Genomic DNA, 21,004 nt, shown 5'->3' with positions numbered 1-21,004 from the left:
TGATCAAAATTGAGCAATTCATCCCTAAAAAAACCATTTTTTGAGACAGGAACAATATTGTTGAAATACGGCTGAAAACTCATTCCGTCCATACTCCAGCATGTCCCACTGAAGCCGGAGGGACGATCTATTGAGTACGGTAGAAATATTATCCAAGACGACCCCCGGCGTTTGAGAAACGCTATATATTGGTTCAGGGAAATCCGTGCCATAGGCTAACAGGCAGGTGTAAACAATAGGGAAATGCAATTTGGGATAATGCGCCGCCACTTCCAGTTCATCAATGGAGCCGTGATGCCGATCTTTATCTAGCTGCGCTTGAACCTGGAGAATCAGCTGTTCTGGCATTTGTGTTGTATCAGAAAAACTCACCCAACTGAGGCGGGTAAATACGCCGGTTGTGGTTTCGGGCAATTCAGCATATCTGTCCCAGGAAACAACAGCGATGGTAACAGGCTCATTTCCACCCGTTTTTGATCTATTCCAATTTAAAAATGTTAAACCGAAAGCGGCCAGTAGGATACTGTCAACAGAAACACCAAGCCTTTCAGCCAACGCCTGCATCTGATGGTAATAAGGCAATACCTGGGTAAATTGTGCGGGGAGTAACGCCTGATGTACTAATGGAGTTAACCCACTAAGCCCCTGCCTCATCCGGGAAAATTTATCATGCCAATAATCCTTCGCCGTTGAATAGGCTAAGGTATTTTGCTGACGCTGATGATGACGGACAACATCCTGAAATGTGATGTCCTGTACCGGTAATCTATACGCTTCTGATTTATACTTATTAAACAATTGGCTCAGTATCAGAAAAATACTTTTTCCATCAATCAGAACAAAATCAAAATTCACAAACAGACGATTCTTCTGTCCTTCAAGCGTACACACCCGAATGTGGTACCCCGGATATTCACCCGCAGAATAATGTGCCAGCAACATTTCATTACGTATTTCGTTACATCGCTGATGAAATGCATCCTCTGTCTTGGTCACATTTTCAGTCAGAACGTTATAATCAGGCACTTTATCCAACACATACTGATGCAATGAAGTCAGATAACGTATTCTAAGAACCGGATGATAAGCAATAACGTCATTCCAGGCTCTGGTTAACCGGGATATATCAAGCACATCAATATCAAACTCAAGATGGCAACAACAGGCTTTTCCTCCCCGTTTTACTGGCATCATTTGCCCCGCATATAAGGCTTTTTGCATACCAAGCATGGGGAACAAGGCTTCATGGTCTTTCTCTGAACTGCACCACTGTTGCCAATCTGAAACAGATTGTGCTCGTGCGATCAATTTTTGACGGTAAGCTTCAAACAGGGCAATGACAGATCCTTGTTCCAGTAACGCATGCGCTACATACCAACGATAGACTAACCGCCCATTAACCTCGAATATATGATGATCCAGAGCTACCTGAGGCGTCGTATTCATCATGTGCTGAATAGACCAGCTATCTTCAGGATCCGGCTGTTGAAACACAGAAGAGATTAAGTTCGTAAAAACTACCGGCAAATGTATACCTGTACGTTTAGCCGGATTTTGTCGTAATTTTCTGAGTACATTTACAGCTCCAACAAAGCTATGACTGGCATCCCTATCCAACTGTCGCTGGCAAGCAATGACCCGTGATTGAAAAGTGTGTTCCGGCTCCCATTCAGAGACAAAAATATTGCTATTAACCAGCAATCCAACCAACCCACTTACCTGCTGATTGATGGCCAGCCTATTGAAATTAGTCAGATTAAGACTAAGACGTTGTTGCTCAGTAAATTGATGAAGCACTTCACAGAATACACTCAGCAATACAGCACCTGGTGAACAAGATAACATGTCGGCCTGCCCCTTTATTGCCGACCAAAATTCGCGATCTATTTCTGCACTTAAACAGTGAACTGTCTGCTGCACAGGATAGTGAACAAAACGATATTTCAGATCAGGCCCTGGTGGCATATCTCCTAATTTATCAACCCAATATTGCATGCTCTGCTGAAAATGCTCACCTGCACGGATCTGTTCAACTAAGGTGAAGTATCTCCTCAAGGAATATGTTGGCGGTAATTCATAATTAGGATTTCCTGACAGATGACGTAACTGTTCTACCAGCAAGAAGAAGCTGGCAGCATCAGCGATCACTTCATCTAGTGCAATTTGCACCACAGTATGTTCAACATCCAGTATAAATGCCCTGATTGCGAAATAGGGCCAACGTGCTAAATCAAATACCTTACAGTTAAGTGCTGAGCGGCTGTTAGTCAGATAATCTGCTTTTTCTGAATCTGAATATTCCGTTAAGTCAATGACCTGAAATGAATAATAGGCATAATCTTCCAGCACCTGTTGCTGAAAATGGTTGTTAATAACCGTATGCAGAGCCTCATGGTAATCAACTAAATGATTCCAAGCCGACTCTATTCGTTTAAGAGGTATTGATTGTGCGATATGAAGTTCAAAATAAAGTGTACTACCAACGCGTTGACCATACGTGGGTAGTTCCCGTCCAATTACAAACGATTCTTGTAGTTCAGAAAGAGGGAAGGCTTGCTCTGAGTGCTCCTCAGCTATAGGTGTCAAAAATTCTGCCGCTGCTGCAAGCTGTTCTTCTGTAAGAAGCTCACGGGCAATCAAATAATCAACCAGAGTCCTCACATTTCGTTGTTCATAAAAAATCGTAAATTGAAGAGATATACCGAAAACAATCCGCCAAAAATCCAGAAAACGGACGACATGCAGCGATGTCAGATGCAGTGCCGAAAATGGGGTGTTTAGCGCTGGAATTTCATGGCCCACTATATTTTCCAGTGTCCTAACCAAGAATCGTTCAGCCTTTTCCTGAAACCTCATTGTTCGATCGAAAAGAAAAGCGAATCCATTATCACTGTATATATTATCATCGGATACATGTGTCTCATGCACGCTGACCGGCAATGGTAATACTGTTTCAACCGCCTTTAATTCGATTTTACGACGTTCAAACGGGTAAACAGGTAAGCTCATACGTCCAGGCAACCTATTCCGATATAGCCGGTACCATTCGATGTTTGTCCCTTTCATCCAGACATTAAGTAACTCACGACAGTTATTTTCCACTAACCAACTGTTAATTTTCTCTTGCCACATGCCTTCTTCAAACCGATCGACACTATCAAGCGCAGTGATGTTCTCGCTGTTGTACTCAAATCGTTTCAGTTGCTGGCACAAATCATCCAGATTGTGGACAAGAAAACCGGTACGAACCGGCATACTTTCCCTCCCAACCTGTAGGGTAAACGCCAAACGCTCCAGCACAGGATCAGCCCCACTACCTTGGTAGCTGTTCCCGGATTGATACAGCGATAAAAATGCAAGTAGCTGTTTCACCCGCTCTTGCAATGCACTAATAGTTTTCGCAGAAAGAAGAATGACACAGGGAAGGTTTATCTCAGTCTCTGGAGGTTCTGGTTGTTCGAACTCTTCCAGAATAAGATGAGCATTTGTTCCACCGGCCCCAAAACAAGAGATGCCCGCGATTCTTGGCATGTTTATGCCTTTCCTGTTGGGCTGTCTCCATTCCATTAAAGTTGCATTAACTGAGAAAGGTGTCTGCTCAAAAACGATGTCGGGATTCAGCCTTTCACCATAAAGTGTTGGTGCAATCACCTTATGCTGCATCTGGAGCAAGACTTTAATGACACTACCCACACCTGCCGCTGCTTCACAATGACCGAAATTCGGCTTTCCCGAACCAATCAAGCATGTAAGGTGACGGTTACCTGAACGTTTCTGAAAGGCTTGTGTTAGTGCACCAACCTCAATCAGATCACCATACCGAGTTCCTATACTGTGTGCTTCGACATAACTAATTTCATCCGCATTAACCCTTGCTTCCGCCATAGCCTGCTCAATAACCACCTGCTGTGCCTTCGGGGCTGGAGCACCAAATCCATTCGATCTTCCATTTTGATTAACAGCGCAGCCTTGAATCACCCCGTAAATGTGCGCACCTTCATTTAACGCATCCTCTAACCGTTTTAATACCAAGACACCAATACCTTCTCCCGGTATATAGCCATTGGTACCTTCACCAAAACTGTTAAGTTCAGGCTCTGAGGAGAGCATTCTCCTGCGGCTGAGGGTCAAATATTTATTTGGGTGAAGAGTTAGATTAACACCGCCGACAATGGCGGCGTTGATATGTCCTTGTTTTAGATCCTGACACGCGAGTTGAATCGCTACCATTGAAGACGTACACATGGCATCCAGGGTGACGCTTGGCCCATGAAAATCCATAAAGTATGAAACCCTGTTAGCAATACTGGCCTGACTGCCCACTAATCCGACAGGTTGCTTCAGTTCACTAGACGTCACGTCATGCAGTTGATATTCACTGTACATTGAACCTACATAAACGCCGACAGCATTTATGCCATCCCTTTCTCTCTTGTCGTAAGCAGCAAGGGTATCGGGTGTGTAGCCTGCATCTTCAATCACTTTCCACACTTCTTGCAGGAATAATCGTTCCTGAGGATCGATTGTCGCGGCTTCACTTTCAGAAATGTCGAAAAACTCAAAATCAAATTCATCAACGCCATCCAGAAAGCCGCCCCATTTGCTAAGGTGAGTGTTAGCACGAGCATTTTGATTATTTTTTCCGTGATAATAATGCTGCCAATCCCAACGAAGCCGGGGGATCTCGCTAATACAACGCTTGCCTTGTTTAAGGCTGTCCCAAATCTGGGCGATATTCTCTGACTGCGGATACTTTGCGCTGATCCCAATGATGGCAATGTTCAACCGATGATCAGACGTATTCTGTCGATGTTTTACAGATGGTCTGCAACATTCAAACTCCTTTCCCAGATCCACAGGAAGAAGGGGCTCATCTGCATCATGAGCCGCAGTCCGTACCAAATATTGGGCGATATCGGCAATACATTTGTATTCATAAAACAACGTCTTAGGCAACGAACCAAATGTTTTTTCCAATACCGCAATCAGTTGTACTGCGATCGCCGAATCAATACCGTATTTATCCAAAGATTCAGAGGTACGCAACTGCGCTGGCGATATGCCTAACTCCTTACCTATAATCGCTTTTAGTTGTCTGATTATGGCCTCTGGTGCTGGCTGATTTTGCGCGGGTGGTTGATGATCTTCTGTTTGCAATGCAGTATTAGATTCTACAGCTATCCGTTGGCCTCGCGTTAAAAACCCCTTTATAACCACACAAACCGTTCCGTTGTTGTCACAGATGACAACATCCATCTTCCTGATGTGTGTTTGCGATACAGACGATGTGGAACTCGCCACCCATGCCCATGCTTCATCCTTAACCGGCCGAATAACAATGATTTCATCAATAGCAAAAGGAATAGGCGCTACTGCACCATACTTGAGATCTTCTGTTGTCAATAATCCCAAATATGCAGCCTGTAGTGCGCCATCCATAATTGCAGGGCAGAGCATGAAAGTTATTGATTGATGAGCAAATTCATAGACAGGAACGTTATCGGGTTTAGATGCCAGCTTCGCAAGCGCAACAGTGTCCCCGTTACCGTTTTTCCCTATTGCCACATTCTGAATAGCCCTATGCTTTGTGCCAATCTGAATACCAAGCAACATAAGCACATCGTAGCATCGTTCGGCGGTTAATTGACGTTCCTGGCAGTATTGCTGGCACTGTACAATATCCAGAGAAGGCTGGTGTTGCAACGGCGAGAAAACAATACTCCCGACAGTAAAATAGTCAGCATGATTTCCATCTGCCTCTTCAGTATTTTTTGTTCCTAAAGTAGCATCAAAATTAAAAACCCGTTCTTCATCAAGCGAAGTTTCTGGTTTAATATTCACCGTCAGAGTCAGTGCTTGTTCTGCTTCTGCCATGATAACCGGCTTCACCCAACCAACATTGCGCAAGCTCAACTGACTTGTTGAAAACGGGATACCCGCGTTTTCTGTATTGTCTGACAGCAGCAGCATGGCTGCATGTCGTACAAACTCAAGATGAACCACACCAGGAAGAACCTTCTGCCCATTTACCACATGTTCACGTAAGTAGTGCTCAGTGGCACTCACACGGAATTGATAGAATTTCTGTTCATCATTCAATTTCAATGGAGTAATCGTTCCATCAGAGGAAAATGGTGGGCGATGGACAGCCCCTAAAAATGCACGGACAGGCAAACCTGACAGACGATGTGGATGCATATTTCCCCATAAGAGTGACCAGTCAGGTTCTTCACCTCTTAACCAGCGAAGTGTCAATTCAATGAGTTCCCGATCTGCCAAGAATGAAGATATTGATTGTTGCATCTGTAATACCGATCTTAACGTCTCTTCCTGCCTGGGTTCCTCTACATTCTGAATACAGATATCACCTTTAAGTACGCTATCCAGTTGTAATATAAGCTCAGATAAATGGGATGCGCCCAACATTACCCGATATTGTCGCGCTTCACGGGATTGCAACGTGAATGCCAAACGCGCTAAATCAACATCTTGTTCCTGTAAATACCGTTTTATTTGAACAACATGATCGTGTAACGATGCTTCCGAGTGCGACGACAACGGTATTAATACTGGCGTGGTTGTTCGCTTAATACCGGTATTTTTCTGCCCGATAAACTCTTTAACGACGATGTGTGTATTATACCCCCCGCCGGCAAATGAATTGATACCGGCGATCCTGGGTAACGAATATCCTTCCCGTGTGGAAGATTCCCATTTTCTATTTTGGCGATTCAGGTATAGCCCGGAACCCTCTATCCCCAAGCTGTCATCGATCTCGCTTAATCCCTGAATCCCGATAATTGTCTGGTGACGCAGTTGCAGCAAAACTTTCACCAATGCCACCAGCCCGGAAACAGCCTCTGTGTGCCCAATAGCGCCTTTTACGGTGGATAAATGAATGTGTTGATCGGGTCGAAAAACTTTTTTTAAAACGGTAATTTCAGTGAAATCTCCGGCTCTGACGCCGGATGCGTTACACTCAATAACGGAGAAATCATCTGCCAATACTCCTGCATTTTGCCAAGCTTTTCTGAGGGTTTTAGCCTGCTGTTCAACATTGGCAGAAATGAGGGAAAATGTTCTTCCGCTATTATTTGCCGCACCACCGGCGATAATGGCATAGACATCATCGCTATCTTGTTGCGCTTTTGATAGCGATTTAAGCACTACAGAGACCACGGCTTCTCCCCTGAGCTGCCCTTTGCTTCGCCGGCTGAACAATTCAGGCGTTGCCGCTGGCGACAAGATCCCTTCTTCACGGGCAATAAAACCATAAGGATGCAGGAAAAGACTCGTTGCACTGACAATGGCCTGATCCACCTGCCCTGAGCGAATCAAATCATACGCCCCAAGCAATGCAGTGATTCCCCCCGTACATTCGGTATTAACAAATTGAGTGGGGCCCTGAATATCAAGAAATCGGGCTATCCGGCCTGATGACATGGCAGGTTCATTACCGGCCCAATAATAGAAGTTTTCTTCTACGTCCTTGTCCCTCAATAGCTTTTCATAGTCACTAGACAAGGCTGAAACGAAAAGAGCTGTACGATCTCCGTTCATATCCTGGTTTGTGTGACCACTGTCTTCAATGCTTTGTACAATGACTTCAAGCAGTAGACGATGCTGAGGGTCCATGTACTGTGCGACAGCAGGTGGGATCTGGAAGTATTGTTCATCAAACCGGAAAATATCATTAATAAACCCGGCGAAACGAATTATCGTTCCCACAGACAACCCTGGACGCTCCTCAGGAAATGCAGAGAAACCCAGCTTTCCTTCAAGGAGGTTTTCCCACAACTGAGCCACAGAGTCAGCCAGCGGAAAACGCCCCGCTATCCCAACGACCACAACTTGCTCATTCTGAACAGATTTTTCTGACGACTGGATCGTTACCTCTGCGCTATTTTTCTGCCGGGATTTTGTTTCTAATCGCAGTCTTTGCCCCCGAAAAAGCTGTTTCAGACGCGTTTTATGTTGAGAAAAATCAAGTCCCAGGAAAAATAGGTAGTTCTCAGGATAAGTTTGAATTTTGGTAATATAACGATCGTCCATCTCCAGCTTCAATGTACACAACATGCCATTCAAGCCGGATAAAACAAAAGGAGATGCTTGCGTTAACCCTATTCGGACAAATAAGGTTAAAGAATTCCTGTCGCGAATAAATAACTCATCAAATAGTGCTACGCCTTCCTCCCCTATTGCTGTCCGTAATGCATAAATGAAACTTTTCCACTCAGCAATCCCATGTCCTTTTATATTGCCATTATGAAATGTCAGTTCCGGGTGTAGTAGGTTGTCAATTTGGCGTAACGCTCCATGACCAAAGACACAATCAACAAGTTGTTGGGCCCGTTCACTCATTCGCACAGACTGCTCATCGCAGGTTGTATGCAAACGTCCATGTTCTTTAACCAGCAAACAGTGCTGCCAGGAAGGATAGTACAGACGCTCTTCAGAAAGGGGACTGCCAAGTAGAAAAAGAAAGTTCTGTGCTTGTTGCCACAGCTCAATAACCTTACCGTCACTGATACGTATTGCGACCTGACAAAAGTTAGAATATTCCCCACCAGAAATAACATCATCATGCCAGCGATCCGCTTTCCAACGGTGAAAGAGATGCAGGGTATCATCCTGAACAATAACGCTTTCCGGGATAAGTTTTAAATTGGATATGTTCTGCCTTACAGACTGAATAAATTCCTGAAACGTCTGAGCACTGTTCAACTCATTACCCTGCATATGGCAAACACAGGTTTGAGCGAACAGATTATCAAAGGCATTAGAAGATAATTCATCTTCCCATGCCGCTTTCAACCCAAGAACAAACTCCATGTACGGATGTTGCAGCAGCCAAGTCGTTTTATCGATCATAAAAATGCCATCCATCACATAATCATATGAATAATTGGGGTTTTTCCTGTCTTACTTTGCTATCTTTTAAGTAAGGCAGTCGTATCTGACGCCCCATTGACTTCAACTGCATGAGTTTCTGAAATATCAAATCGGTCTGTTGTTGGCGATCTTCGGGGCGTGCATGTGTTGCTATCTGTCTAAGAAAATCGAAGTACTCCTTGTCAATGGTGACATTCTCCTGCCAGAGTTCACGTGCAACCTTTCCGCTGGTTTGGTCATCTATCTCACCGAGCAAGAAGAAAGAAGTAATTCGGTTTCTTGCCTGTTCAACAACGCCACTTAAAAACTTAAGCGCGTCCACTGCGCCAATATTCGATTCCATGAAGGTGTTATAAATAGTCTGTGTTTTCGCAAAACCACGGACATGTGTGGAGTAATATTCACCATAGATTTCCGGTGATTGAATGATTTTTGACGCAATAGAGGACATAAAGGTCGCGATACTTAAATTTGAGCCGGAAGTGAACCATGTACTGATTCCACTCCCGCCAACCAGCGCCCAATTCTTTCCGGTAAATCGTTCATACATGAAATGTTGTGTCGGGAGACAGACGATTTCCCTGCGGCATGAAAAATGTTTTGAATAATCTAATCCACGTCTCTTGTAGGCTTTTGTCAGCAAGGCAATAATTTCTTCCGTCGTGCGATCCCGAATATCCTCAGGCAACATACTGATGCCAACCGATACATAACTGCCCATTGGTATCAGCCAGGAAACGCCTTTTAACTGATCAAACGCTTCATCCGCACTTAGCAACGATGTCGCATGGACCCAAGGAAGTACATTTGAGTCACAAAGCTTACTTCCCGCTTTTTGATAATAGTGGGTAAAAATCACTTCCCGGCGACTATCAAGATCTGTGAATGGAAGCCTGATTTTGTGGCCTAATAAACGGATGTGGTTGGTGCAATCCCATACATAAGCGGGTTGAATAATCTGTCCGTCTGAAAGCTGAAGTAATGAAATCCTGTCACTGTCCTCAGAATATTCAACATGTTCGACTATTGCTTCAATCCAAATACACTCAGAAGCCTGAATAATTTCATCATAAAGCGCTTTATCAAATCCAAGCCTGTCAATATGAATAAAATGCTTAGGAATATCTTTTTCCATGAAAAGCGAAGCCAGCGATTCGAAAAAGTGGAATCGCAGCCCAGCAACTAATTCCCCCATAAAAAATGGCGTGAACTCTTTGGGATAGAAATAGCGGGATAGCGTTTTAAAACGCCGGGCAAATTCAATACTCACAATTTCAGTCATAGATTCACCCAGTTTTGGTGTATCACCAATTTCCGGCTTACCCACTATGATGTGAGGAATCTTATCCTGAATAAGCTGGTGGCTAATTAGCATACCTGAGATGCCACCGCCAATAATGACAGGGAGGCGTTGTTTGATATCTTGAGTCATTCCCTCCATATAAGCGACATCTTCCGTATTTTGGGGGCAACAGGCGCTTTGACTGCTGTTTTCGTCCTCCTGAAAAAACCACCCTTTTTTCTCTATTAACGCGACCGGGGATGAGGCAGTAAGAAATCGTTTAATCGCTGACGTCTGATAGGTAATGAGATAATCTGCAAATTTATCCAGCGTTGTGAACTCAAACAACACCCCAGGATGTATCTCTTCATCCAGAATACAGGAAATCTTATCCGTAAAGGTGACCAGCAATTTAGAATCAAATCCCAGATCCTGAATATGTACCTGAGTGCTAATATCATCGCTAAGCTGTAATACCTCTTTCACTATTGTTTTTAGTGATTCCAATAACACATTCTTTTCATTCATCTCTATACCCCTTTTTCAATGCAGTACTCTGAAAAAAACCAATATCTCTGTTCATCAAATGGGTAACCGGGAATATCAACGTATATCCCCTGACCATAAGCAAAAGCCCTCCAGTCTATATAAGCGCCTGCAATCCAATCGTCCGCCAGTTGTTTCAACACAGGTAACGTGGTGGAGAATTCAACCTGTTTTTTTGATGTACGATTTTTTTGAGAAACCATCCCCATTGCGACCACACCGTCTATCGTGGCCTCGCTTTTCTCTGTGACAACCCACTCCAGTACCGTGATGAGTTTTTCTAAATCGTTAACGATGATCGCCGTGCGAAATGGCATATCCGAGCGACCCGTCTGGGAGCTGTAAGCCAAATTCCTTAACGTGAACGCATTATCATTGCGGGATGACTTTTCCTTGCGTACATAATCCAGCCACTGATTCAGATAAGCCTTTAAGGTCTTTCGGGATTTTGCAGAGATGGTAATTAAAAAGTAATCGCCATTTTCTGGGGGCACCGATTCTGCTGACCAACGAGGCTCTTCCAAAATAACATGCGCATTTACACCCGTGATCCCAATCGAGTTCAATCCGGCTCGCCTTGGCTGTGTTTTATCTGAGCCAATTCGCTGCCACGAAACCGGCTCAAGCGGAAAGAACAAAGGAGTGTTCTCAATAAAAATCGAAGGATGTAATTTAGAGAAAGAAGCAATAGGCGGAATGATTCTATGCTTCATTGCCAATATCACTTTAATCAGTGATGCCATGCCAGAAGCCGCTTCCAAGTGACCAATGTTGCCTTTAACTGTACTGACTACACAACGATGTGAAACTGCCTGACTCGCTGAGAAAATCTTTTTAAAAACAGCAACTTCGATGGCATCACTAAATTGAGTCGCAGAGCCATGGGCTTCAATATAGTCAACCGAACAGGGATCGATATCTGCTGAATGGTAGGTATTTCTAATATTCTCTTCTTGCTTCTCAATACTCGGTGCCATTGACGAGAACGCGCTCCGACCATTATGAGAAATCCCTAAGCCTCTGATGACGGCCCAAACAGGATCATGTTCAAGACGCGCCTGTTCCAAGGGCTTAATTATGACAGCGCCCACTCCTTCGCCCCTGATATAACCATCTGCCGTGTAGTCAAAAGGTGCCATTTTGCCTGACTGGCTGAGCATTCCTCCCCGATCTCGAATATAAAACTCCATAAAATCAAGGATGACTTTAACCCCCGCGACAATTGCCACTTCACAATCACCTAGCATAATAGCCTGCCGGGCTTTTTGCAGAGCGACAAACACACTGGCACAGGCGTTATCAACCACTTCACTCGGGCCGGTAAAGTTGAAAAAATATGAGATCTGATTCACCATCATGCCCAGACTGAGGCCAGACTGTAATCCACCATATTCTCCGACGTCTTTGATCAGGGATTTGTATTCGGTGGAATCAACGGCAACAAATAATCCAACTTTACGCTGTGTGAGGTATTCCAGGTCAGAACCGGCATGCTCAATACATCGCCAGATACACCGCATAAGCAAGCGTTGCTGTGGGTCCATCTGTTTTGCCGTTTCTGCATCAATTCCCCAGAATTCAGCATCAAACTGATCGATATCTTGCAAAAAACCGGATGATTGCATGCGTTTTACCGCATCTTCTTTGTCAGACGGTGTGATGATGTGACGCTGTTGCCACTCTTCCTGCGTGATCCCTTGAATAGAAATCGTTTTTTGGACAATATTCTGCCAGTATGCTTCCGCATCCTTAGCCCCGGGAAACGTGCAGTCATATCCCACAATGGCAAAAGATGGCACCGTAGCGGGTACAGGTATCTCCAGTGATGGAGTGTCAAAAGTAAAACGGGTTTGCTCTGACAAAAGCGGCATCAGATGCTCTGCTACACGGTTCAGTGTGTTGAACTCTAAAAAACTCACCGGTGACAACGTGACCCCAAAACGGGAATTAATATATTCGGCCAGTTCAATCAGCCCGACAGAGTCCATTCCATAGTCGCCAAACTGCCGGTGCATATCTATTGCATCGCAGCACATACCCAATAGTTCGGATAATTTTCCAGCAACAATATCAACCATTGTTTCTACCGACGTCTGTGTCAATAAAACGGAATTCATGTTCTGTTGATCGTAGTTTGATGACTCAGTCTTCGTCTTACTTTCTTTCGCCAAGAAGGCAGTTGAAGCGCTATTGGCCGTATCAGAGATACAGGGCGCATTCACACACTGTTTGATTCGATCGATGACTTTGTTGGCTGTATCTAACGCTAAAAATGTTGCTCCGGTATAGTTCAAATCAAAATGCTGATTAAGATAGTTACCTAACTCACTCAGGCTCACAGAATCCATACCATAATCACCAAACTGGCGGTTCTTATCGATATCTGTGCTGTTTATCGACAACAACGCAGATAATCCCTTTAACACCGTTAGATCAATATGCTGTCCATGCGGTAGCTCTTCATTTTCCGGCTCTGGCAGAGGTGTAACCAATGAAGAATCAGCAGAGAATCTTAGGTAATCCGTAATCTTTTGATTGTCGCCCTTCATCACTCCAAACTGAGAGAAGGGTGAACGAAGAGCGATTTCCAGTGTTTCCAGTGCAGTTTTCGTGTCCAGAGGCACAATACCAAAGGTATCAAACATCTGCTTTTGCATTCTCTGAGTTACGTTCATGCCACTTTCCTGCCAAAGAGGCCAGTTAATTGACAGACTTTTTCCGCTTCTTTTTTTCTGCCTAACTAAATCCTCACGATACTCAGCAAAATTATCCAGAAAGGCGCTTGCCGCCGCGTAGTCTATTTGACCAATATTTCCCAGGGAGGCAAGTGAAGAGAACATGACAAAAAATGCCAGAGGCTCGTGTTGGGTAACTTCATCCATAAGACCAGCCGCCAATGCTTTAGTAGAGATCACACGGTCAATCTCCTCCTCGGTTTTATTGATAATCAGCGCATCATGGATTACGCCAGCACAATGGATAACACCGCATAGAGAGCCAAAGCGCTGACGAATAAGCATCATAGTTTTTTCCAGTGCTTCGCGATTATTCACATCGCACGGCACATATTCTGCTTCTATTCCGCGCCTTCTTAGCGCATTCAGCTGGGCTTCTTTATTGGCATCAATGGTAGAACGCCCCGATAGCACAAGATGTGCCCCTGTTTTGGTTCCAATATATTGCGCAATCTGGTATCCCAATCCCCCCAGACCACCGGTGATCCAAACCACACGGCATTCACGATTAAACAAAGTGGGAGTATCCGTGAAAGAAGCCATTTCTACCTTTTTTTGGCGCCATACAAAGCGATGACCATCTTTCTGATAGAGCACAGCAATATCTTGATTTGAAGAGAAGAGTTCTTTTTCAGCATTTCGGCAGAAAGTTTCACTGTCTGCACTTTCCAAAGCGGCATCCAGAATAAGTTTCGTTTGTATCACAGGAAACTCCATGTTTATGGTTCTGAGCGCACCCAATAAACCGCGATAAGGCAATCCACTATCTTTCCATGGCGCAAAAACCGCTATTAATGTTGGCAATACTTGGCCGGAAAGAATTTGCTGCTGGCAATAATCAACTAATCGCAGAACGAGACCGGACAAAGAGGCCGGACACGCATTCTCTACACGGAGATAATGTATGTGCGCCGCACCAGATAACGAGGCCAACTCAATCAGTAAGGTTTCATCCACATCCCCAATAACAAATAAATCAGCGCTTCCAGATTTCATTGCGCACACCGTTCTCTGACGAACATCACATCGTTCCCAACCCGATGTATAGAACACCGTCGAAGCGGTATCTTCCGTTGATTCAGGGAAAGTCGGTACCTGAGCTTCTGAATCTGGTATCCAGTATCTTTCCCTGGCAAAAGGATAAGTTGGTAAACTTAAGCGACCTGGCCGTATAGGAAAGGATTGGTAATACGCCTGCCAATTAACGTTGTGCCCTTGAGTCCAGGCACTGGCGATTTGTTTTAACTGCTCATACTCCTCTTCATACCTGTCTTTCCCGGCATAAGTGGGAATAACTAACTGTTTTGTATAATGAGATTTTTCTACTCGTCCTATCCAGCAATGCGTTGATGGTAAATAAGATAGGGAAAATGCCTTTAAGCTATCAATCAGTGCGGCAAGGGAATCCACAATAAAAGCGGCCCTTTCCTCCATCTCTTCTCGCCCCGTCTGCAAGGTATAGGCAATACTGTGCAGGTACTCCGTTTCGGACATCTCTGAGCACCATTCTGCCTGTTCAAGATACTGTGATAGGGTTTGCGCCAATTCACGATGTTGTCCGTACGCTTTTGCGGATAGAGGTATAACGACCCATTTTGACCAATAGACATTTAACGGATTCTGATGGTTGTCCTGAATGTATTCTTGTATAACCAAGTGAACATTTGTTCCTCCTGCACCAAATGATGAAATACACGCCGTTCTGGGATGCTCCGATTGATTTACCTGCTGCCCCTGTTCGATTTGGGATATCTCACCCAACAGGGGCCTTTTCCAGTTTGTAAGCTCACGCTGCACATAAAATGGTGAAGCATCAAAATCGATATTGGGATTTAATTCAGCACTATGCAAAGAAGGTACTAACTGCCGGTACTTAATTTGCATGAGTACTTTGGCTACCCCCGCAATACCCGCCGCACTTTCACAGTGACCGATATTAGATTTTACCGAGCCTACTGCACAGAATGCGTTCTCTTGTGTGTATTGTTGAAACGCCCGATTAAGACCGGATATTTCAATCGGATCACCGAGTGAAGTCCCTGTTCCATGCGCTTCAATATAGCTAATGGCACGCGGATCAACCTTTGAAGACTGGATTGCCTGAGAAATGACTGTGGCTTGCGCGATAGGATTAGGTACGGTGTAACCGTTGGTTTTGCCACCGTGATTAACGGCTATCCCTTTGATAACGCCATAAATATGGTCACCGTCTTCAATAGCTTTCGTCAACGGTTTCAGTAAAATTGCGCCAACGCCTTCCGCCGGAACATACCCGGTTCCTCCCTGTCCAAAACTCCGGCATCGCCCGTCATTAGACAAAAACTTAGACTGACCGAGGATCAAATACTTATTAGGATGAATAGAAACATTAACACCACCCGCCAGCGCCATCTCAATATCGCCCTGTCTGAGCGCCTGACAGGCAAGGTAAATAGAAGTTAATGAAGAAGAACACATGGTATCTACTGCAAGACTGGGGCCATTTATATTGAAGAAATGCGATACCCGGTTTGCTATTGAGCCAAAACTTCCCGTCACGATAGACTGTTCAAGAACATTCCCTTTTGCCAATTCCTCTATACTATAAAACTCATATTCTCCATACATGACACCAACATACACACCCATGTTCTTGGGTAACAATGTCCAGTCATGGGAACCTAATGTTCTGTGACTATATCCGGCATCCTCAACTGTTTCGTAGGCACATTGTAAAAATAACCGTTCCTGCGGGCTCATAACACGCGCATCGCGCGGTGACAAGTTAAAAAACAGCGGATCAAATTCATCAACACCCTCAATAAAACCACCCCATTTGCCATAGGTTTTGCCTCGTTTGGTTTTATCCATGTCGAAATAGTGTGAATGATCCCAACGCTCAAAAGGGATCTCTGTAATGCAATCCTGGCCTTCTCTCAGGAGTTTCCAAAAGTCACGCATATTTCTTGCCTTGGGAAAACGTCCAGCTAAACCGACAATAGCGATGTCACCTGCATCCGTTGTGATATGGGTCACCTCGTTGGCCTGAAGGACAGAAAGCCGTTTCGGCCTGCCAGCAACCGGTCGCACTGGCAGACGAAAGCCAGATTCCGTTGATTTCGGCACGATGTTTTGTGGGGCGTTTTGGACCCATTCCAGTAAAACATGACGATGATGTTCAACAAAATAAGCCGCCAGTTCCCGAATGGTGAGATATTCAAAAAACAGGGTCTTAGGGAGTACACCGAAATCCTGTTCCAACTCTTCCGTCATCCGGATGGATAGAATGGAATCTATTCCATACTTCTCCATGCTAGCTTCTTCATCAATTTCTGCCAGGGGAAGATTGACCGCCTTGCACACAACCCGTTTGATCAAATCCACCGCAGCCGATTCGAGATCGGATGATGCTTGAATCTCCCCCTGAGTTGACTGAATAGTTTGAGCTAACAGTGAACTGACATTAGCTCCTGGATCTAACGAGGATGCGGGTTCATAATACGGGCGAACTCCTAACATTTCTGTTCTGAAACGTTCTATTGTCCCCCCTTCCATCAGCATCAATTCACCACTACATCCCTCATGCAGTGCCTGATACAAGGCCCGAAGAGTCATGTGACGGATGAACTCCTCCTCACTCGCTCTGTTATATTGAGGAAGGATCAATGAAAGTGTTTGCCTTTGAAACGGTGCTGATTCACAACGCTGTTGCCTGTAACGTGCAAAGCAGTTCACCGCAGCGCAATGGGCAGCGAACATGGGATGCCCGGAGCACCCTAATACTCCATCCCTGCAAGTCAGTACCGTAAAGAAATCAAGCGACAAACCATGGGTAGCCATCTCCAGTCGTGACAGCCCCTGATAACGTTCAAGTATTGAATTTACAGTTTCTTTCTCTGTGCTCCGCGAAGTCACAGAGAAGCGTTGACCGACACAGAAAAATACGCCCCGTAGTGCACCAAAATTTTGCTCAATTCTGCGGGTAAGAGTTGCTAATGCTGCTGCATCAAGACATATTACCTCGTCATCAGTGGTAGCAGTCTTTGACGTTATAGTGATCTGGTATTGGTTCTCTTCAGATTCGCTCAAGACAATAACAATTGTTGAATCTGTCTGCGCAGTGATATCTCTGGCAATAAAGCGTCCCATACTGCCATTTTCATCAACAATTAAGTAAACAGCCTTTTCTTTCCAGGGGGGAGTTAAAATACTTACATCCCCTTTGGGAGACCAGGCAATCCAATGAGGTATCCAACGTTCATCAGAGTGCCACAATATCACTTCATATTTTGGCTGAGAGGTTTCACCTGACAGTTTCTCAGCCAGCCCCTCTGTATCATCACAATAAATCGTCTGACTGAGCAGATTCGCATTATCCTGATAGGCTGTTTTTAATACAGCCGTCACAATGGCATATTCGGGTAGTACCTCTGCTTCCGGCAGTACAAGCTGAATCAGAACAGGTTCTATGGGAGGATGGCTAATGAACTCATTAATTTTTTGGCAAAGTGTTATGACATTATGTTGTCTCTTTAACAAACCTTCATCACTGCCAGGTTTTGGCAACACAATATACTCACATGTGTCGATATCAGACGTGAACCGTTCGGGTTGAAGATTATTTAATTCACACAAGAACACGATGCGTTTTGTAAAAGGTCGTAATGCTGAATCAGAAGACAACGACTGACTTTTCCACAGGGGTTGTAATAAATAAGGTTCAACCTCTGCTGGTGACGCAGATTGAGCACCAACTCCCCGACAACTAAAACCCTTAAACCGGATACACACTTTTCCGTTAATATCACAACAATCTACATCAACTTTTGGAAAAAGCTCCGAGGCACTGCTATCAGCGCTATAACTAATCCAGGCCCAGTGTAATTGGGATTCTTCGTCATGAAATTCGATTTCATCAAGACCAAAAGGTATTAAACATTTAGATGGAATGGATATATCGAGATCGCCAAAACGCATTAAAAGCCCAACCGATGAAAGAAGAGCACCATCCATTAAGCAGGGATGCAAAACAAATTGCTCTCTGGTCGGCTCCAGAGATTGAGGTAGCGCCAGTTTTGCCAATATATGGTTCATCCCCACATATAATTCTTCAATGCCCTGGTAGTCTGGCGCCATATACAGGCCAAGCGCATGGTACATTTCATAGTATTGCTTAGGAGAATAAGCGTTTTGCAGATATCTGGATTTCAGACTGTCGATATCATAGACAGGGGGAGAAGTGAGCATTCTTCGTACAGCAACGCCGGAATTATGGATTATCTCCTCCTCTGCACAGCTATATAATTGATATCCTGCTTCACCATTTCCATGATTGATAAAACGAATATGCACTGTCTGGGGCTTATCAATAACGTCGATAATCTGAGCCCAAACGACATTTTTCAACGTCAACCCCGTTTTCCCCCCCTCTGCTGACAAGGAATTCGGTTTCGATCCGAATGAGTGATGTGCAGCAACGCGGGCCAGCTCTAAATGTCCGACACCTGGTAACACTCGAATACCATGAATCACATGCCCTTTCAGGCAAAACTCTTCCCCAGAAAATGTTGTGCTAAAACGTTGTTCCGCAAAATCAGAGGTATTTTGATGGACAAACGGATGGATAAACTGTCTGGAGCCTTCCTTGGGCAACAATTTACTGACTTCACCTTTAGGAATCCAATAACGCTCTCTGGCAAACGGATAAGTGGGCAAAGGAATAGATCGCCATTCAGCGTTGCCCCAATATTGCTTCCAGTCAATATCAACACCCGCAACCCAATATTTCGCGACAGTCTCTAATGAAGCTGCCTGAACCCCATTGTTTACCACCGCTTCAAGTTCAGCACATTGAGCGATTAAAGCCTCTCCACATGCGTTTTGCGCCAATGTTCCCAGATATATTGCTGAATGCTGTTTTTCCGGGTATTCAACAAACGCTTCTAATACACACCGCAGTTGTTCAATTGACGAAGCTATCGTTGCCCAACGATGTGTAAACGCTTCTCTCCCTGTGCTAAGTGTCCAGGCAAGCTCGTACAGATTGAAAGTCTGTGCAAAATCCGGCTCACTCACCGTTTCACACAGGTTTAATACCTGTCGGCGGAGCTGCTCATCACGCTTTGCTGACAGACAGATCAATACAGGCTTCTCTGCTGCGATTTCCACAAGAGAATTTATTCTGGCGGCAGACTTGCTATCAGGTTCTCGCAGGACTATAGCCGCATTGACATTGCTGAACCCATAACTGTTGAAAAATATATGCCTGGGTGTATCTGCCTGAGATTTTGGCCAATTTACCGTCTCTGTCAGGAAATGAATTCCCCTGGTATCTGCTGGAATGTCGGCATTCAACCCGGTTTTATCCAATCCGCGGATTAGGGGAATCTGGTTATATCTGAAAGCCAAAAGCCCCTTGATGATGGCGTAAAACCCTGAGCTTGCATGATTATGACCAATATTGGGTTTTACCGTACTCACATAACAGGGTGAAACATCCTGTGGACGACCAAAAACATTCACCAAAGCATTCGCTTCAATAGCATCTCCCATTTGAGAAGCAACACCGTGTGCTTCCACATATTGAATTTGCTCAGGTAAAACGTTCGCCCGTTTTAATACGGTCTGAAACAGACTCATTTGCTGTTCTTTATTTGGTTGGGCAAATGAACTGGTTTTACCGCCCGAATTATGGCCGGTAGCCTGCACTACACCATAAACATGGTAGTGCCGATTTAATACGTCGCGGTTTCTTTGCAAAAGTAAAGCAGCGCATCCTTCTGAGGTTTTGTATCCTGAAGCTTTTCCAGAAAAACTGTGGATATCCTTTCCGCCTGTTTCAAACGGCGTTGCAGTGGTTTCTCCCTCTTTCCAGGGATTCAAAAACAGCGAAACACCCCCCACGATAGCGTAGTCACAATCACCGGAGTCAAAAGCCTGACATGCCATGTCCAAAGCAACAAAAGCGCTTGAACAGGTTGTATCAACAACGATTGATGGCCCAATAAAGTTGAACAAGAAAGAGACACGATTTGCCAGAAAACAAGGATCGTTCCCCGGAACAACGAACTCTTGACTTCCCTTATGCTCGTCAGGAATTCTGTCTACATAAGAGCTTAAATACCAACCATCCTGCGCAACAAACACCCCCACCTTTTTGCCTGACAGCATTGATGGTGGAATCCCTGCATCTTCAAGGAGTTGCCAGCAAGTTTGTAGAAACAGTCTTTGTCTTGGATCAGCAAACATAATTGCAGAGCCTGAGAGAGGAAAAATATGTCTATCGAAGGTATCAATATCCTCAAGAAACATACCGCGTATTTTTTCCCTAAGCCCCCATTTAACCAACGTTTGGCGGTTATTAAGTTGATAGCGTTCTTCTCCGATGACATCAATCAAAGATCCGCCTTCAACCAATGTTTGCCAATAACGAGATAATGACAAACCTCTACAGAAATGTGCGGCTACACCGATAATAGAATATTCCATCAATAATCCTCCTATTTTTATTTTGGCAAACAATAAAAAAAATTTTTTAAAGGAATAGAACCAATCCCTTGGCATAAAATAA

The 21,004-nt window shown here is 44.5% G+C and carries 3 protein-coding genes; all 3 read right to left on the bottom strand.

Features of this window, described 5'->3' with window-relative positions; translation table 11 throughout:
* Positions 1-24: 24 nt before the first annotated feature.
* From C5470_RS09265 to C5470_RS09255, 3 genes are read right to left on the bottom strand one after another with little or no spacing between them, the layout of a single operon-like run.
* Positions 25-8,871 carry a beta-ketoacyl synthase N-terminal-like domain-containing protein gene (locus C5470_RS09265; protein WP_166288069.1) on the bottom strand — a complete coding sequence of 2,949 codons (8,847 nt, stop codon included), beginning with the start codon at positions 8,869-8,871 and terminating at the stop codon, positions 25-27.
* 22 nt (positions 8,872-8,893) lie between these two features.
* Positions 8,894-10,702 carry a phosphopantetheine-binding protein gene (locus tag C5470_RS09260; RefSeq protein WP_166288067.1) on the bottom strand — a complete coding sequence of 603 codons (1,809 nt, stop codon included), beginning with the start codon at positions 10,700-10,702 and terminating at the stop codon, positions 8,894-8,896.
* Between the two features lie 2 nt (positions 10,703-10,704).
* Positions 10,705-20,922 (bottom strand): SDR family NAD(P)-dependent oxidoreductase, encoded by a 10,218-nt coding sequence (locus C5470_RS09255; protein WP_166288065.1) that lies wholly within the window; start codon positions 20,920-20,922, stop codon positions 10,705-10,707.
* Between the last annotated feature and the right edge of the window lie 82 nt (positions 20,923-21,004).

The sequence above is a fragment of the Photorhabdus stackebrandtii genome, assembly GCF_011189495.1.
In the GTDB taxonomy this organism is placed as follows: Bacteria; Pseudomonadota; Gammaproteobacteria; order Enterobacterales; family Enterobacteriaceae; genus Photorhabdus; species Photorhabdus khanii.
Note: the sequence above shows the minus strand (reverse complement) of the source record. Positions and strands in the feature narration are given on the sequence as shown.